At 69.4% G+C, this 13449-nt stretch carries 9 protein-coding genes and 4 pseudogenes; 7 read left to right on the top strand and 6 right to left on the bottom strand.

Features of this window, described 5'->3' with window-relative positions; translation table 11 throughout:
- Positions 1 to 286: 286 nt before the first annotated feature.
- Positions 287 to 1432 (top strand): hypothetical protein, encoded by a 1146-nt coding sequence (locus STRIP9103_RS06505; protein WP_181800469.1) that lies wholly within the window; start codon positions 287 to 289, stop codon positions 1430 to 1432.
- A gap of 155 nt (positions 1433 to 1587) precedes the next feature.
- Here the strand turns inward: STRIP9103_RS06505 and STRIP9103_RS53745 are convergent.
- The 3 genes and pseudogenes from STRIP9103_RS53745 to STRIP9103_RS06515 all read right to left on the bottom strand — a co-directional run.
- Positions 1588 to 1644 (bottom strand): annotated as a pseudogene (locus STRIP9103_RS53745) (hypothetical protein); the annotation flags it as partial.
- A gap of 90 nt (positions 1645 to 1734) precedes the next feature.
- Positions 1735 to 2457 carry a hypothetical protein gene (locus STRIP9103_RS06510; protein WP_009301286.1) on the bottom strand — a complete coding sequence of 241 codons (723 nt, stop codon included), beginning with the start codon at positions 2455 to 2457 and terminating at the stop codon, positions 1735 to 1737.
- Positions 2458 to 2721: 264 nt separating this feature from the next.
- Complete coding sequence (locus tag STRIP9103_RS06515) at positions 2722 to 3660, bottom strand: endonuclease/exonuclease/phosphatase family protein (protein ID WP_009301304.1); 939 nt, start codon at positions 3658 to 3660, stop codon at positions 2722 to 2724.
- Positions 3661 to 4068: 408 nt separating this feature from the next.
- On the opposite strand from STRIP9103_RS06515, the gene STRIP9103_RS46040 reads away from it, so the two are divergent.
- A protein-coding gene (locus tag STRIP9103_RS46040) for an IS5 family transposase (protein ID WP_411572372.1) occupies positions 4069 to 4859 on the top strand; the annotation gives its coding sequence in 2 pieces (ribosomal slippage) (positions 4069 to 4399 and positions 4399 to 4859; 792 coding nt in all).
- A gap of 118 nt (positions 4860 to 4977) precedes the next feature.
- Here the strand turns inward: STRIP9103_RS46040 and STRIP9103_RS06530 are convergent.
- Positions 4978 to 5572: pseudogene (locus tag STRIP9103_RS06530) on the bottom strand (dienelactone hydrolase family protein); the annotation flags it as partial.
- Between the two features lie 412 nt (positions 5573 to 5984).
- Here STRIP9103_RS06530 and STRIP9103_RS06535 point away from each other — a divergent pair.
- From STRIP9103_RS06535 to STRIP9103_RS06550, 4 genes and pseudogenes are all read left to right on the top strand, one after another.
- Positions 5985 to 7151: an NAD(P)/FAD-dependent oxidoreductase gene (locus STRIP9103_RS06535; protein WP_048819810.1), complete on the top strand. Its 1167-nt coding sequence runs from the start codon at positions 5985 to 5987 to the stop codon at positions 7149 to 7151.
- A gap of 337 nt (positions 7152 to 7488) precedes the next feature.
- Positions 7489 to 7935: a helix-turn-helix domain-containing protein gene (locus tag STRIP9103_RS51275; RefSeq protein ID WP_234022132.1), complete on the top strand. Its 447-nt coding sequence runs from the start codon at positions 7489 to 7491 to the stop codon at positions 7933 to 7935.
- A pseudogene (locus tag STRIP9103_RS06545) lies at positions 7929 to 9168 on the top strand (MFS transporter). Before STRIP9103_RS51275 ends, STRIP9103_RS06545 begins: the two are co-directional and overlap by 7 nt.
- 148 nt (positions 9169 to 9316) lie before the next feature.
- A complete protein-coding gene (locus STRIP9103_RS06550) occupies positions 9317 to 10126 on the top strand; it encodes an ATP-grasp domain-containing protein (protein ID WP_009301289.1) in 810 nt (269 codons plus the stop codon).
- 114 nt (positions 10127 to 10240) lie between these two features.
- On the opposite strand, the gene STRIP9103_RS06555 is transcribed toward STRIP9103_RS06550, so the two are convergent.
- Together STRIP9103_RS06555 and STRIP9103_RS51280 are read right to left on the bottom strand one after the other, a co-directional pair.
- The gene (locus STRIP9103_RS06555; RefSeq protein ID WP_048819808.1) at positions 10241 to 11206 is read right to left on the bottom strand and encodes a TIGR01777 family oxidoreductase; all 966 of its coding nucleotides are present in this window, start codon (positions 11204 to 11206) and stop codon (positions 10241 to 10243) included.
- A gap of 106 nt (positions 11207 to 11312) precedes the next feature.
- Positions 11313 to 11852, bottom strand: a pseudogene (locus tag STRIP9103_RS51280) (telomere-associated protein Tap); the annotation flags it as partial.
- Positions 11853 to 12046: 194 nt separating this feature from the next.
- Between STRIP9103_RS51280 and STRIP9103_RS06560 the strand changes: the two are divergent.
- On the top strand, positions 12047 to 13449 hold a 1403-nt coding region (locus tag STRIP9103_RS06560), incomplete at its 3' end, for a DUF1996 domain-containing protein (protein WP_048819811.1).

The raw sequence follows: 13449 nt of genomic DNA on the forward strand, positions 1-13449 counted from the left end.
AGAGCGGGCCCGGCGTGCCGGGCGACCGCATCAGCACGGGTGGCGGCCACGCCGACGGGCGGGGGGTGCGCCCGGTCCGGGTGACGACACGGCGGACGACCCGGTGTGACCGACATCGTCTCGGGACGCGAGTCCCGCCCCGACCGGGGAGGCGAGCAGTGGTAGGCACTTCCGGGAGGGTCGGGCGGCAGAGGTGGAGGTGGAGGTGGGCGGGACCCCGAGTGATCTCCACCGGGCCCGGGGACGATACTGGCATGCGCACGTTCCCCTGCTCTCCGATGGACTCATGCCGACCTCCCCCATAGCCCGTCCCACGATTCCTCCCACGGTGTGGCCGACTCGCGGCCGCCACGTCGGACCCGACGCGGAAGGCGTACTCCGTCACACCCTGCGACAGCTCAAGGACAGCCACGTCATCGACGACTTCCTGGAAGTGCCCGACGCCGGGGACGACCCCCCGAATCGGGTCTTCGAGGCCCGGTGGCGGGTTCCCGACGACGTGACCGTACGCGCCCGGCTGAGCCTCGCGCCCGACCTGGGCGGCGGGCGGGAGTGGACCCTGCTCGCGGAGGCGGAACAGCCGTGGGACCCGGCATGGCCGTCCCCCGTCACCCGGTTCTGGCCGGAGTACGGCGACTGGGATCACGACGCCGCCACAGGCCTGTCGCTGAGCAGGGTCAACACCCTGCCGGAGGACGACAAGGACGCACGGCGCCTGCTCAGGGACTCCGGGCACGACGGATGGTGCGTCCACGTTGTCGTCCACGAGGCCATGACCACGGACGAGCGCGGTCGGCTGCCCCTCGCGCGATGGCTGCCGCCGAGCCTGCGCCACCGTGTCGTGGAACACCGGGCCGCCCCGCATCAGCTGCGGGTCATGAACTGGGCGCTGCGGGAGTTCGACGTGGAGGTGCCACGTGGCGGTGCGGTGGTGCTGCCCGGCACCCCGGCCCCGTCCGGCTACGACGCCGAGGACTTCGCCGTACGCACGGTGTTCCTGGACGGTTCGGAACCGGCCGATCTCGTCGCGGCGGTGACGCGGTTCGCCGCGCTGCCGCGACCACTGCCGGACGGTGCCGAGGAGGCCCTCACCGCGCTGCGGGAGGACTGGCACCTTCTCACTCTCGAGGAGGAACTCGCCAAGCAACGGAAGCTGGTGGCGATGTACGCCGAGGCGCTGGAGGCCATGACGAAGTCCCGGGACCTGTATCGGGAGGCGACCGAGCGCGCCCACGAGGCGCTCGCCGCCTACCGCGAGTCCGCCGAGGCCGTTCCGGCCGGACAGCAGCCGTCGGGGACGCGGACGTCTCCGTTCCAGCAGCTGACGCGCACGCTGGAGCGTCTGAAGGACAGCACCAAGGCCCTGCGCCCCGCCGCCACGGCCCAGGGCAAGGAAGACCCGGACGCCGAGCCGACCGGTCCGGAGCGCTGACGTGTCCGCGCCAGAGGGCTGGCCCGGGACATCGGGCCGGCCCTCTTCTCACGGTCAGCCGACTCAGCCTGGGAGTTCCTCACTTCCAGGTGCGGCCGGATCTCGTCAGGGTGCCGACGCAGGCGAGCCGGGTGGCTGCCCGGCACAGTGCAGGGCTGCCCCACTCGGGCCTTGCAGGCGGGACACGGCACGCGTGACGCGCTGCGGGCCACGTCCTCGGCGTGGTTCCTCTCCTGCGCGCGGACGACGGGAAGGCGGTGGCCCGGGGGGGATGGGACCGCCGCCTTCAGCTGTGTCGGGCGTCAGCGCGAGCCGTTGCCGATCTCAGCGTGGTGGGTGCGGGCACCCTTGCCGGTGACGACCTGGTGCTTCTTGATGACCGCGGTGCCGGCGCTCTTGTACTTGGGCGTGGCGGTCCAGTTGGTCACACCGGAGAGCTCGTTGGCCTTGAGCGCGGTGCGGGTCTTGGAGGACTTGATGGCGAAGGCGGCGTTGTAGTTGCTGCCGTAGTTCTTGGTCTTCCAGCCCCTGCCGGTGATCTGGTTGCCCTTGGTCTCGTAGGTCAGCACGGTCGACAGCTCGGTGACCGGGATGTTGAAGATGCGCTCGATCGACCTGGTGGTCAGGGTGATGGTCTTCCTGTCCTTGATCCCGGGGGCGGCGGCGGACGTGCGGGTGGTGAAGGTGATGTCCTTCTTGTAGGTGACTGTCGTCCCGTAGGAGAGGCTGGGGATCTTGCCCTGGTGCGCGACGACGAACGCCTTGAGCACCTTCGGGTCCTGCAGATAGCCGACGAACTTCTTCTGCTTGGCCGCGGGCAGCTTGTTGAACGCGTGGAGCGTGTCTTTGGCCTCTTCGCCCGGGGTCTTCTTCAGCCACGTCTTGTACGCGGCCACGGTCAGCTTCGCGGGCGCGGCGGGCTTGGCGGCGGCCTGGCTGTCGGCGAAGGCCTGGCCGGTGCCGCCGAGGAGGGCGACGGAGGCGGCGGTGGCGATGGCGGCGGCGGTGATGATGCGGTTGCGCACGGTGTTGTCCCCTTGTCGGGCGGTGGTTCTTGCGGCGGTCTGCGGCCGTACTTGCGGCCGCGACGAAGTTACGGGCGTGCGCGACGGAGCGAAATTGTCTCTTGGGGCACTGTCCTGAAGGGCAGTGTGCGGGTGTTCGATGAGGGCAACGCGAAGGCGGCGGCCCGGGGACCGGGGGCAGCCGCCTTCAGCGCAGTCGCTGCGGGGTGTGTGCACCGTGAAGTGCGTGCTGCGGTGCTGACCGATGGTCGGCTACTTGGCTGATCAGTACCGGTTGTCGGCCTGCCAGTGCCCATGGCAGATGGCGCCGGGCACGCCACGAGGCCCGGGCCAGGCAGCCGAGCCGGTCAGAATGCCCACTTGAGTTGGGTCCAGGTCGGTGTGCAGCAGGTGGTGGTCCGAGTACGGGGTCGGATGCACACGGTGTTCGAGCGGGACGACACCCCGCAGGAAAATGTAGTCGAACTTGCTCTGCCAGTCGGTGGTCGGCTCGCAGGAGGCGCCGGTGGGCGCGGAGCGGCACTGGGGGTCCGTATCCGCGGCCAGTGCCCATATCCCGGAGAGTTCGGGGGCGTCCGGCACAGCGTTGAAGTCGCCGAGAAGGATCGCGCGGTCGTGCCGGGCGACGTCTGCGGCGAGTACGTCGGTCTGGTCTGCTCGGACTGCCTCTTGACGGCGTTGGGCGAGATGTGTGTTGAAGACCCGGACGGGCTGACCGCCCACGGTGGTGGTGACTGCCATGTACCCACGGTCCTCGGACCCGCCATCGGGGTACTCCACACTGACGCGGTCCGTCATCGGAGCCGCCGACAGGACCGCCTGCCCGAAAGCCCCCGGACTCCACGGCACTCCCCCGCAGCGGCCCCAATCCCGAAGAACCGTCCCGTACGCGACGTGATAAACCAGCCCGTAAAGACTCTCCAGATACTCCCGGATCATCTCGACGTCACGCACGCACGCTTCCTGCAGGCCGATGACCTGGGGAGCATACGTGGCGATCTCCGCCGCCCGGTCAACGTTGCTTGCCTCGCAGGGGTTGCAGATGTTCCACGTCATGACCCGGTTCGGTACGACATCCCTGACGGCTTCGACGGGCAGTGACCCGGCGAAGAGGGCACCGCTTCGTGCACTGGGGCCGACGAGCACCATGCAGACCACGGTCATGACGCCCGCGAGCAACCGCGTGCCTCTTCCGAGCACCATCGCCTCCCCAGGTGGATACACATGGCATCTGACGTCTCCATGCACGAGGTTATGAGACGGAGTTTGTCAGCAACACATGCGCTGTGCCGGATCTCGTTGCGCTCAGGACGGCAGCCGGGGTTTCGATCAGGGCCCCATTCGCCGGCGTGGGGGTCGACCGGACAGCGGCGGCGACGGCGCATCACGACGGTTCCGGTGGATGACGTCCCGCCTCTTCCAGTTCACAAGTCAGATCTCGGCGGCTCGCCGTACTCCTGGCCGCTCGACATCACGGCAGAACAAACGGCGAACTCCTGCTGGTACCAGCGGTGGACGGCTTAGAGGTCCTAACAGAAGTTGTTGATCATGTGACTTTCGGCGTGGACGGTCGTTGGTCTGGTCGTGGGGAAACGTCAGTCGCGGCCTTGGATCGTGTCGGATGAACTGTGGTCGCTCATCGAGCCGTTGCTGCCCGAGCCGGGGCCGAAGCTGGTGGAGGGTCGGCCTCGGGTGCCGGACCGGCAGGCGCTGTGCGGGATCCTGTTCGTGCTGCACACCGGTATCCAGTGGGAGTATCTGCCCCAAGAGCTGGGCTTCGGCTCCGGCATGACCTGCTGGCGGCGCCTGGCGGCCTGGAACGAGGCCGGTGTGTGGGACGAACTGCACCTGGTGCTGCTGAAGAAGCTGCGGGCCGCGAAGAAGCTGGACTGGTCGCGGGCGGTGATCGACTCCTCCCACGTCCGGGCGGCCCGGCGCGGCCCAAAAGCGGGCCCAGCCCGGTCGACCGAGCACGGCCGGGCAGCAAGCACCACGTCCTCACCGACGGACAGGGCATCCCGCTCGCGGTGTCGCTGACCGGCGGAAACCGCAACGACGTCACCCAGCTCGTGCCGCTTCTCGACAAGGTCCCCGCCGTGGCCGGCGTGGTCGGCCGGCCCAGGCGCCGACCCGACGCGCTCCTCGCGGACCGTGGTTACGACCACGACAAGTACCGGCGCCTGGTGCGGGCTCGCGGTATCACGCCGGTGATCGCCGAACGAGGCCAGCCACACGGCTCCGGCCTGGGTGTCTTCCGCTGGGTGGTCGAGCGCACCATCGCGTGGCTGCACGGCTTTCGTCGCCTGCGCATCCGATGGGAGCGGCGCGACGACATCCACGAAGCCTTTCTCGGCCTCGCCACATGCCTGATCACCCACCGCCACGTCCAACGCCTTTGTTAGGACCTCTTAGGCGGGTTCGAGGCCAGTACGAGCAGATCGAGAAGGTCGCCGCCGACCACGGCAACTACTGACAGGTGCTGCTGTACGGGCACCTGCTCAAGGACCGCTCCACGCAGCGTCAGCTGTTGGCCAGGGTGCGGCCGAGGAGGGGGAGCAGACGGTCCCAGTGGCGCTGCGGTGCGGAGGGCCGGAGAGGCCGAGGTGGACTTCGGCGGTGAGCTTGGGGAGGAGGCGGTGCGGGCTGTCGGGCGCGTCGGTGACCAGGAAGCCGGGGTGGAATCCGGCGACGGCCGCCACCTGGTCGGGGTGGGCGGCTGCGATACGTATGGCCAGGGCGGGGCCCATGCAGTAGCCGATCGCGGCGACCGGTCCGGGGTTGGCCTCGGGCTGGGTGGTGAGGAACTTGAGGTAGGCGTCGGCGTCGCGCAGGACCCGTTCGGTGGTGTGCGCCTCGGTCAAGGGCATCAGCCGGGCGATGAGCGCGGGCCGGATCTCTGCTCCGATGTGCTCGGGAAGTTCGATCACCGGTGCCGGACCGTGCCGGTAGTAGAGGTTGGGGACGAGCACGTAGTACCCGTGCCCGGCCAGTTCGCGGGCCCTCTCCTCCAACTCGGGCCGCACACCGAAGGCGTCCGTGTACAGCAGCACCCCCGGGCGCCGCCCCCACGGTCGGGGAAGGCGGCGAAGGCGTCGGCCTGGCCGTCCGCCGCTGGCCAGTTCCACCGGCCCCGGCGACCTGGTCATCGCCGACCGCGGCTTCCGGTCGATCGAGTTCGTGCACGCTCCCGGGTGTTGGTGATACGGCCTGGCAAGGAGGGGTATCCGGCGGCCGAACCGGTGGCGCTCTACCGGCAGCGGTGGGAGATCGAGCTGGACTTCGAGACCCCCTCCAGAGCGTGCTTGTCCATCTGCCGCGTTCGGTTCCATGCTGACCACTACGGCAACGGCGTTCGGTCAGGACGGCGAGACCGGCGTCGACGCGAACGCAGGGAGTTGCGTGCCAGTGACGGAAGCGCAGTCGAGGTGGTCACGACCCTCGTTCGTCCGGGAACCGCCGAGTTCTTCGTGGAGCTCCTCGCCCCGCCGTGCGAGCGGCGTGCCTTCGCCAGAAAGGATGCGCAAACAATGAAGGTCATCATTATCGGTGCCGGCGTGCTGGGGTTGAGCGTCGCGAGGCAGCTTGCCGTCACCGGCGAGGAAGTTGTCGTGCTGGATCAGTGGGGAGCCGGCACCGGTACCACAGCGACCACCTTCGCCTGGACCAACTCGAGCCGGAAGCTGGCCCCGGACTACCACAGGCTGAACCTCGCGGGCATGGAGGAGCACATCAGGCTCGCCGAGCAACTGCGTGGCGCGCCGTCGTACTTCCCCAGCGGAGCGCTGCAGTGGGCGGACTCCTCAAACGAACAATGGCTCGCCGGCAACGTGGAACGACTGCGGTCCCTCGGCTACCCCGCGCACTGGGTCACGCCCGAGGAGGCAACGCGGATCGCAGGCGACCTCCGGATCCCGGAGACCATCACGTCCATCGCTCACTTCCCCAGTGAGGGATACGTTCTGCCGGAACTCTTCGTGGAGAACCTTCTGGCGGACGCCGAGCAGCACGGAGCCACGTGCGTGGTCGGAGAGGTCGTGGCCATCGACGACAGGCCTGACGAAGTGGCCGTCACCCTGGCCGGCGGCGAAGTCTTCAGAGGTGATCGAGTCGTCCTGGCGGCAGGTCGCTGGACCCAACGGCTCGCCGCACAGGCCGACATCGACGTTCCCATGGTGACGGATACCGGTCGCGGATCACCGACCGTCGGCTTGCTCGGGTACGCCAGGTCCCCGCAATGCGACCTGCGCTGTGTGATCCACAGCCCCGGCCTCAACCTCCGCCCCGCAGCCGGCGGGCAGACCGTCCTACAGGCTCTCGACCTGAACGCGGACGTCGATCCGGAAGCCCCTCCGTCCGCGGACGGGGACCTCGTCCGCACCCTCGCTCGGCGGTTCTCCGCACTGCTGACCGACCCTAGTCGCCCACCGAAGATCGACCTGCGCATCGGCTTCCGGTCACTGCCCGCAGACGGTCACACCGTCGCCGGCTACGCCTCCACGCAGTCCCACGTCTACTGCCTCGTCTCGCACAGCGGGATCACCCTGGCACCGATTCTGGGAAGACTGGCCGCGACCGAGATCACCACCGATCAGGAGCAGGACCTCCTCCAGCCTTTCCGGCCCACACGATTCATCGGCATACGGCGCTCGGACATCGAGGTCGACCAACGCGCCACCACTCTGGGTGAGCAGTAACCGACAGCCCCCAGCCGCCGTTGGGGTTCTTCCACATTCATGCGCGCAAGGCATCCCCCGCGCAGCGCGACGCTCGACGGCCGGCCGCAGGGGCGGCCCGTCGCTCGTCTCCCGGACACGGCCACGAAGGTGGTCGTGCGCGTCGAGGAGAACGGTCGGCGTGACGCCGTCGTCCTCGGTCCCCGCACCCTCGCCTCGTACCACCCGGGCAAGCCACTCGCGTCCGTGGTGCAGCTGCGCCGGGCACGGCCCGGCCCCTGCTCGGTGTGCCGCCGTAGACCTCGTCGGCCGGGTCGCCCCGCTCGGCGATCTGCCGTCCCCGGCGGCGCGCCGGCTGGTGGCCGCATTGCCCCTCCTGGACGCCGATGACGTCGTGGCGCACGTGGCGGACGTACTCCCCGGCCGTCTCGCCGACACCGCCGACTGCTCTCGCACCGAGTTGCTGCGGGCCTGTGTCGACGCCATGACGATCCGGTGGGGTCGCGTGCCCGGTCAGGTGCGGGAGGTGGTGCGCGATCTGGTGGTCAGCGAGCAGCAGTTGCGCAATCTGTTCGCCGAGGGCGTCGGCCTCTCCCCCACGCACTACGCCCGCATCGACCGCGCACGCGCCGTGCCGGCCCACGCCGCCGACCTCTCCTGGGCCGAACTGGCCGCTGTCACCGGCTACTACGACCAGTCCCACATGACGTCCGACTTCCGCACCCTGATGGGCGTGCCGCCCCGCTCGTACTTCACCGGCCGCCTGCCGGGCGCCCGGCCCTGTCAGGCCGTCACCCGGTGGTGAAACTCAGCTCCGGCCCCGATGCGTTCAGTGGGCGGCGGCGATCTCCTCCCCCGCCTCCATCGGGTGGCTCCTTCCAGCTCTCCGACCGTTCGGCGGCCTGCGTCCGCTTCGCGACATGGGTGACGGTGCTGAGGCTGTCCGCGCCGGTCACCGGCATCGCCATGACGGTCGGCGTCGTCGCGGGTCTGGTGTGCATGCCCGCGGTGGGCCGATGGCTGGACCGGGGCGCACGCAGCACGGTCGTGGCGGCGTCGATGCTGGTGCGGGTGCTGGGCGTGGCGCTGCTGCTGGCCGGCCCGGCGGGGCACGTCTGGCTGTTCGCGACGGCGGCGCTCTTCCTCGGCATCGGCAACCAGGCATGGCCGGCCGCCCACGCGGCTCTCGTGGCCACGGTCGCCCGCGGCCGGGAACGCGACGCCGCTCTCGCGGGAGGCCGCGCCCTGCGCAACGCCGGCCTGGGCGTGGGCGCGCTCATCGCCACCGCATGCCTGGCGGGCGGCACCACCGCATTGCAGGCGCTGGCAGCCGTCACCGGGCTCGCCTATCTCTCATCGGCGGCCTTGGCGTGGTCGGTCCACCTCCACGCGCATCCGGCCGCTGCCCCGGCCAAGGGCGGGGACGACGGGCCCGCCCCCCCGGATGCGCGCGCTGCTGGCCGCCAACGTGGTCTACGTCTTCTGCCTCAACGTCCCCGAAATCGCGCTCCCTCTGGTCCTGGTGACACAGTTGCACGCATCCCCGGTGTGGTCGGCAGCCATCTTCGTGGCCAACACGGTGCTGGTGGTCACCCTGCAGGTTCCGGTCACCGTCCTGATGTCCCGCTTCTCCCGGCGGACCGTGCTGGCTCTCGCCGGCGTGGTACTCACCGCGTCCTACATCGGCTTCCTCGCGGCCACCTCGCTGGGGCACGGCTGGGGTGCCCCGGCCGTCGCCGCAGTGTCCGTGGTCTGCACGATCGGCGAGATCATCTACGCCGGCAGCGCCACCGCGCTTGTCACCGCCCTCGCCCCGGCCCATGTCCTGAGACGGGCCCTGGCCCGCTTCGAGCTCTCCACGGGCTTCGGTCTCGCCTTCTCCCCAGCGGTCATCACCGTTCTCGCACCCCACGGCCCGGCCGCCCTCTGGGGCAGCCTCGCCGCCGCGACACTCCTTTCCGCCTCCGCCGTCGCCACCGAGAAGGATCAAGGAACGCGGCTCGGCGGTTGCTGCCGCCGGGCGCGAGCAGGCTCGTGAGCTCGGCAATCGCCTCCGGCGACGGTATGAAGCAGCGACGGACGATCGTAGGCGGGGCCGGGGCGGGGCATGGCCCCGCCCCGCTGGCAGGATTGGTGACCACCGATCAAGGAGATCCACCACGCCCGCCCGCCCCGGCCTTCTCTATGTGACCGATCTGGCCTATCAGGCCCGGGGGCGGCGCTACTGCGACGAGGACATCTTCCTGTCCTCCCGGCTTCGCACGGACTTCGACCTCGCTTTGTGCCACCCGCTCGACGCGGCGGCTCTGATGGATCGCTTCGATGGCGTCGTCGTCCGCAACAGCGGACCCGTGCTGCACTACCAGAAGGAGTACGACGCCTTCCGCGACCAGGCCACAGCACATGGCACCCGGGTGTACAACCCGCTGACCGGCCGGGCCGACATCGCCGGCAAGCAGTACCTGCTGGATCTGACCGCAGCCGAATACCCGGTCATCCCCACCGTCGACCAGTCCCAGGACCTGGACCGCCTGCCCGAGGCCGACCAGTACGCGGTCAAGCCGAAGGCCGGGGCGGACTCGATCGGCCTCCACTTCGTGTCCCGGGACCAGCTGGGCGGCCTCGACTACGGCGACATCCTGGTCCAGCCGCGCATCGACTTCCGCTATGAGGTCTCATTCTACTACGTTGACGACGCCTTCCAGTACGCCCTCCATGCCCCCGACCCTGGTCGGCGCTGGGCCCTTGAGCCCTACGTGCCAACGGAAGCCGATCTCGTCTTCGCCCGGCGCTTCATCGACTGGAACACCCTCGACCACGGCATCCAGCGCGTGGACGCCTGCCGCACCCAGGAGGGCAACCTCCTCCTGGTCGAGTTGGAAGACCTCAACCCCTACCTGTCCCTCGACCTCGTCGCCGACCGGACCCGCGACACCTTTGTCGCCGCCATGACGGCCTCCCTCCACCGGTTCCTGGGCACGGGGCCCCGCACCTGAGCCACCCTGGCCCGGCCAGGTCAGCGCTTGGCATCACCGGGCGCGAGCAGACGTGCTCCACGTCATGTGGTCGTCTGCACAGTCTGCACAGCGCGGCTGCTCGATTCACGGCCCCTATCGGCCCCTACCCGGTGCCGCACGAACCAGCCTTGCCCGCTGTACGAGGGACGTAGCAGCCCTCTCCCATTCGGGATACGCGAAGACGAACCCGGCCGCGCGCAGCCGACCCGGCACCACCCGACGGCTCTTGAGCAGCAACTCCGTGTCCGAGCGCAGCGCGAACGCCCCCAGCTCGGCCATCCAGCGCGTGGCTGGCAGCCCTACCGGGACGCCCCAGGCCGTGCGCAGCGCCCGCATGAAGTCGCGGTGCGGAAGGGGGCCGGGCGAGGCGAGGTTCACCGGCCCCTCGATGTCGTCCCGGGCGATCAGGAACTCCACGGCGCGCACGAAGTCCTCGTCATGGATCCAGGAGACGTACTGCGCGCCGCCGGCCACCGGACCGCCGAGCCCGAGTCGTACCAACCGCGACAGTACGTCGAACACACCGCCCCGATCCGGGCTCATGACCATCGCCGAGCGCAGCGCCACCTTGCGGGTCGCGGGAGTCGGCGCCTCGGCCTGAGCCCGCTCCCAGTTCTCCGCGATCTCGACGCTGTACGCCCAGTAATCCGGCACCCCGGCCTCCGAGCCGCCGATCACCCCGGTCGCCTCGTCGTGCGCCGCGTCGAAGCGGTGGGCGTAGACCGTCGCCGTACTCATCTGCAGCCAGACGCGTGGTGGCCGCGCGGCGGCGGCGATCGCCTCGCCGACCACCCGCGTCGAATCCACCCGGGAGTCCATCATGGCCCGCAGGTTCTCGGCGGTGTAACGGCAGGAGACGCTGCGTCCGGCCAGGTTGATCACGACATCGCAGCCGTCGATCGCCTCGGCCCAGTGACCGAGTGTGGCCCCGTCCCAGCCGATGTCGTGTCCCCGCACGGGATGCCGGGTCACCACCGTGACCTCATGGCCGGCCGCCGTCAACGCACGGTCGAGGATCGTGCCCACCTGTCCGGTTCCCCCGGGCAGCACTACCTTCATCGAACCCCCTCGGCTTCGCTCCGCATCAGCGTATCCCTTATTTTTGAACGTGTTCAACCGGGGAGTCCGGTGCGCGTCGGGGCGACGCCGGCGGACCGACTGGGGCGCCGTCGATCGCCGCCAGGAAGTCGGCCGGCGTCAGGTCCGCGTCGACACCGAGGTCGGCCATCGCGGCCAGGCAGGCGTCACGTAGCAGGCCGGGCCTCGGGGCGCTCGCCCTTCGGCGTGAGCGGGCTGGGCAGCTTCTGATCGAACACCGGCGCGTGCGTCGACTCACCGAGGCCGACAACCAGCGCGACCGCGCCCAGTCGCAGGCCTCCTCGAACAGCTTCTCCGCCGGTCCGCGGACGTGGAAGCGCGGCAGGTCCTTGAGCAGCGGTGCCCGTTCGGGGCCTCGCACGGCGCGCAGTCCACCGGGTCCTCGCCCAGCGAGCCGTGGTTGTGCCGGAGCGCCGCTTGCCGTCGGCGTCGGGCCCTCAAGCGCGGGTCGGCGGGTGCGGCGCGGTCATCAGCGCCAGGCCGGTGACGGCGGTGGAGCCGCGCGGCGTCATCACCCGGGCGCGTACACGCCCAGGAGCCGGGCGAGTTCCGGCGGCGGAAGCTGGACGGCCTCGCCCCAGTGGCGGGAGTCGAGTGGCCCACCGGACAGCCGGCGAGCCGGGCACGGCAATCGCCGGCAGCTGATCCTGCCGGAATTATTCCTCCATGCACTGTTTGATGATGGAGGAACCTACGAACCTGGGAATTCACTGAGCATTTGGTGTGCACATCCGTATCTGAGGACGCACCTAACCTGTGCCGGAGGTCCTGCCGGCTCCGGAGATGTCCTTGAGAGGCCTGATGAGACGCAGCACGCGAAAGAGATCGAAGACTGTCCGCCGGACGGTAGGCGCGGTGGCCGCAGTGGCCATAGGGGCCGGTGGACTGGTAGCGGTCAACATCTACGCCTCGGCCGGTGAAACGAGCGCGTCGAAGGGCTCTGCCCAGAACCAGGCGCTCGCGGCCGGAGCGTCCACCATCGACTGCCCCGACGTCGGGCAGCAGTTGACATCGGTGCCGGCCCAGGCCAGGGCCCAGGTCGACAAGGAACTGGCACTTCTCGACAAACAGATATCCGAGGCATACCAGCGCCTTTCCACCTCCCAGAGGGCGATTCAGCAGGATCCCAACTTCGCACAGAACGCGATCGTGGGTCCGCTGAAGGACAAGCGGAAGGCGACGATCGACCGGATCGCCACCGCCATCGGCCGGGTGGCCCCCAAGCCGCAGGGCCTTGACGCCTTGGCGGCCTGCACCCTGCGTGCCACCGGCAATCAGCCCGCCCCCGGTCAGGGCGGCGGCAACAACCAGGGTGGCAACAACACCAATGCCGGAGTGACCGGCAACGGCCCCGTCGCCGCCGACTTCGTGGACATCACCAAGGTGAAGCCCAATGTGCGTACGCCGGCCAGGTCGGCGAAGGCCTCAAAGGGTGTCTTCGTCAGCAAGTGCGGGGTGAACGCCAACAAGCTGTACAACAGCGACAACGTCATCGTCGCGCCCGGTGTCACCAACGGCGCACACCACGTGCACGATTACGTCGGCAACCAGGACAACGACGCCTTCTCGAGCGACCAGGACTTCGCCAAGGCCGGGACCAGTTGCCAGAACAAGGGCGACAAGTCGTCCTACTACTGGCCGGTGCTGCGCCTGCAGGACGGCACCAGGGAGTTCGACGCCGACAAGCAGGGCGGCGGCGCCGAGGGCAACACGGGCCGGATTCTGACGGCCAAGAAGGCCACCTTGGACTTCGTGGGCAGCCCCCGCGGCAAGGTGGTGGCGATGCCCAAGTTCCTGCGCATCATCACCGGTGACGCCAAGGCATTCGTCAACGGCACGGCCAACGCCAACGCCTCGTGGAGCTGCACCGGCTTCGAGAACAAGGTGCAGTTGAAGGACAAGTACCCCCTCTGCCCCTCAGGCAGCGACGTGGTGCGCACCTTCAAGTTCCAGAGCTGCTGGGACGGCAAGAACATCGACAGCGCCAACCACCGTACGCACGTGGCCTTCGCTGACGCCAACGGCAACTGCCCGGCCGGCTTCAAGGCCATTCCGCAGTTGGTGCAGCGTCTGGTGTACGACGTGGACGCACCCAGCGTCAAGGACAACGGCAAGACCCGTCCGTTCTTCTCGTTGGACGGCTTCCCCGAGCAGCAGCACAAGCCGGTCACCGACCACGGTGACTTCATCAACGTCTTCAACCC

The sequence above is a fragment of the Streptomyces ipomoeae 91-03 genome (genome assembly GCF_000317595.1).
GTDB lineage: Bacteria > Actinomycetota > Actinomycetes > Streptomycetales > Streptomycetaceae > Streptomyces > Streptomyces ipomoeae.

Coding starts and splice junctions, on each gene's coding strand:
- STRIP9103_RS06505 (WP_181800469.1), top strand. CDS start 287: ATGCCGACCTCCCCCATAGCCCGTCCCACGATTCCTCCCACGGTGTGG.
- STRIP9103_RS06515 (WP_009301304.1), bottom strand. CDS start 3,660: ATGGTGCTCGGAAGAGGCACGCGGTTGCTCGCGGGCGTCATGACCGTG.
- STRIP9103_RS06535 (WP_048819810.1), top strand. CDS start 5,985: ATGAAGGTCATCATTATCGGTGCCGGCGTGCTGGGGTTGAGCGTCGCG.
- STRIP9103_RS06555 (WP_048819808.1), bottom strand. CDS start 11,206: ATGAAGGTAGTGCTGCCCGGGGGAACCGGACAGGTGGGCACGATCCTC.